The organism is Pseudomonadota bacterium (assembly GCA_030860485.1).
Classification (GTDB): domain Bacteria; phylum Pseudomonadota; class Gammaproteobacteria; order JACCXJ01; family JACCXJ01; genus JACCXJ01.
Map to the genome: position 1 here is coordinate 1 of JALZID010000024.1, position 2,309 is coordinate 2,309.

A 2,309-nucleotide genomic window follows, 5' to 3' on the forward strand; every position below is an offset into this window, starting at 1 on the left:
AGGACCTTTCGGACCGATACCTGTCATGGGCATTGCCGTTTGACCCGGACCTGTTGCCCGGGGTGCTCAAGGACCCGCCCACGCGACCATCACTGCTCCGCTCGACGGACGAACAGTTGGAGCGTTCGTCGGATCTCCATCCCCTCGACCGCCTCCTCTACCTCAACTTCAAGACCTATCTACCGGATGATCTTGCGGTCAAAATGGACCGCATGTCGATGGCGAGCTCGCTGGAAACCCGTTCGCCCTTCCTCGACACGCAGCTGATCGAACACTTGGCGCGACTTCCCGCACAGAATAAGATCGGCCTCCGCCGCGTCAAGCCTGTGCTTCGGGCCTCGGTTCGATCCTTGATCCCGGATGCGATATGGAATCGACGCAAGCAGGGCTTTGGCGTGCCGATGGACCGCTGGTTCAGGGGAGAGCTCGGGACGATGTTCGAAGACGAGGTGCTGCCCGCAGACGCAAGGACGCGCGACCTCCTGAACCCCCTCGGGGTGCAACGCCTGTGGGCTGAGCACAAGTCCGGAGCTCGGGGGCACGGCTACCGGCTCTGGTCCCTGCTCGTCTTGGAGCATTGGCTACGAAATGTCAGCAGGCCGCCCTCAGTCGCACCGGTCGGAGGCGTTCCGAGCCTCGAGGCGATACAGGTGGATCGGGGGCGAACGGCCGATTGAGCGTCGGCGAGACACCCAATACACGAGAAAGTGGAAGGGTGCCGGTCCACCATGCTGAGACCTGTTTCTCGGCCCTGATTGGCGGCTTGGGATGACCGAGCGCCTGGGTAGGGCGCCGCAATTACCGATCGGCGACCGCGAGCATGATACGAGTGCGAACACGCGGCCGCAGGCTCGGCCCGGCCTCGACCAACATGATCAACCCGTAGCAAAGACTCCATAGCCATACGACGACCCGATACAGACTGCGTTTAAGCCCCTGTCGCGGCAGGCCATAGGGCGCAACGACGATCGACGTAAACCGCGTTGCCACGAGGACCTGTCGAAGGCTCATGTCGGTGAAACCCCCAGTGTGGGTGTAGTCCGCGTATCGAAGGTACAGTCCGCCCAAAGTCGCGCAATTTAGCGTTTTGACCAACAAGCGCCCTCCCGGCAGTAAAGCGTCACGCACTCTTGCCAGGAGACCTATAAGATCCTCTCGTGGTATGTGTTCAATTACGTCGTTCATGACAACCAGGCCGAAAAGCCCCGTATGCGCATCGAGGTAGGAACTCAGGTCAACCACATGTTCAACCGGCAGGTCGCGCTCTTGACAGTGCCTGATCGCTTGCGCACTGACATCCACGCCCGTAGCGTTACCATACCCGCGCTGGCGGACCCAGTAGAGGAAATGGCCCGCTCCACACCCTATGTCCAGGATGGGGTCGGACTGCACCCTCGGTAGCCACTCCGCGTAATTCAACTCATAGGCGCTAGCCTCGTGCTCGTTCCCTAAAGGAGCAGCGTACTCGCCAAGGCCACTCTCTGCGTACCTTTCATAAAGTGGCAAATAAGGCGTGCTCATGAGGAGACCTTACCATCTAAGGCATGCCCTCCGGCTCGCGTTAGCGGCCGATGTGCAGTCCCTGACCGATGCAATCGCCCTAACCGACCGCGAGGCCTCTGTCCGCGCTCCTCCCACCCGGTTCTGACCGGACTTGGGAGCGGTAAGGGCCGGGGACACCGACGCCCTCTCTGGTGCGCAGGCTGAGCTCATGCCGCTAGAAAAGGGGGTACCTCGACGGTGAAGCGAGGGGCTCTTATCTACGGTGCCCCCTTAGACGGGTGGATCCCGGTCAAATGGCCGATCAAGCATGTCGGCGGGATGTCGCATGCCGAGTAGAAACGAGTTCGGTCCGCGCAGCTCCGGCTCGTCCGGCCAGTCCCCCGGAAGGTCACGTCTCACGAAGAAGGCATTCGCACCCGTAAGGTCGGTGTGTACGAGGCGATAGCCCTTTGAGTCGCCTAGGGCTGCAAGCGCTCCGATCGACGCACCGAAGTAGTCCGACCCGTCCCACCCTGAGTAATCGCTGGGTACGACCAGACGCTCGTCGGCGGGCAGCTCCGGGTTGTATTCGATGACAACTATCCGAGGCACGTAGTCGGTCAGGGCGCGCCAGACCCAGTAGTCGCCGCCATCGATGTCGATGGCGAGAAGCTCCAAGTCCTTCGGAACGTCCGCTGAGCGGAACAGGTCGAGCACGTTCTGGGGAGTGACGAAGCTTTGTAGCGTGCGTATGCGTGGAACCGACTTGTACTTCGCCTCCAACCTCGCGTAGTCGTCCACGTCAGCCTCGATGAATACCCCATCCC

General features: G+C 61.3%; 3 protein-coding genes. 1 reads left to right on the forward strand and 2 read right to left on the reverse strand.

Annotation, left to right across the window (positions count from 1 at the left end; genetic code table 11):
* Positions 1 to 677: asparagine synthase C-terminal domain-containing protein (locus M3461_00935; GenBank protein MDQ3773043.1), on the forward strand; the 677-nt coding region annotated here is incomplete at its 5' end.
* A gap of 121 nt (positions 678 to 798) precedes the next feature.
* Here M3461_00935 and M3461_00940 read toward each other — a convergent pair.
* The gene (locus tag M3461_00940) at positions 799 to 1,095 is read right to left on the reverse strand and encodes a hypothetical protein (GenBank protein ID MDQ3773044.1); all 297 of its coding nucleotides are present in this window, start codon (positions 1,093 to 1,095) and stop codon (positions 799 to 801) included.
* A 678-nt stretch (positions 1,096 to 1,773) separates the two neighbouring features.
* Positions 1,774 to 2,309: hypothetical protein (locus M3461_00945; GenBank protein MDQ3773045.1), on the reverse strand; the 536-nt coding region annotated here is incomplete at its 5' end.